Source organism: Desulfovibrio desulfuricans, from assembly GCF_024460775.1.
GTDB lineage: Bacteria > Desulfobacterota > Desulfovibrionia > Desulfovibrionales > Desulfovibrionaceae > Desulfovibrio > Desulfovibrio desulfuricans_E.
The window spans coordinates 1-773 of record NZ_JANFYZ010000038.1 but is presented as its reverse complement, the minus strand read 5'-3'; the positions used below and the strand labels follow the sequence as shown (position 1 = coordinate 773).

Below are 773 nucleotides of genomic sequence, written 5' to 3'. Positions count from 1 at the left end.
CACGACTGGGAGAAAATACAGGGGCTACACAATCAACAATGGTCAAGATGGCAACCTTCATTGCCATACGAAAACATTAGACCAGATCATAGACACTGTTGAACTCATGGCAGCCAAACACTCAAAGGTGTTTTCAGTACGCCTTGACATTCAGAACACAGCAACTGGTCGTATCGGGAACAATGGGCAAGAGATTGACTATGCACTCGACAGCAAGGACATGACCAGGATTATTGAAAGTGCAACACGTACTCTAAACTCAAAGTCAAAGAATGGGAAAAATGATCCTGATGTGCATTGGGTATGGACAGCAGAAAAGACCTCACCAGATGACAAACCACACTTTCATGTAAATGCGTTTGTCAACGGCAATGCAATTCACAACGGCTATTCCGTCAAAGAAGCAGTGAGTAGAGCTGTCAAAAACAAACTGCAAAACGCAAATAACACTCCCAATGAAAGCTATGATGGGCTTGTTAACTTTTCTGGTAGCAATGGAGCCAAGGGGAAGCTCATAGAGCGCAATTCCCCTGAAGTCGAACAACAGATCAATGACGTAGTCTTTGCTGGTAGCTATTTGGCTAAAGTCCGCACCAAGGAATTCAACCCCAAGGGATCAAGGGTATCCTCATGCACAAGGATTTCTCGAAAATGATGATGCGAGTTGCGGAGGTAGTGGCATCCTCGAGACCTCTCGAATAAGCCTTTATGTTCGCAGGACATCGGGGTCCTGGTTTGTGTTGACTTTTTTTGTCAATCATCCCTACGCTAAT

1 protein-coding gene is annotated in these 773 nt (G+C 44.8%); it reads left to right on the top strand.

The features are described from left to right. Window positions 1-655: YagK/YfjJ domain-containing protein (locus NE637_RS15320; protein ID WP_256267794.1), on the top strand; the 655-nt coding region annotated here is incomplete at its 5' end. Window positions 656-773 lie beyond the last annotated feature (118 nt).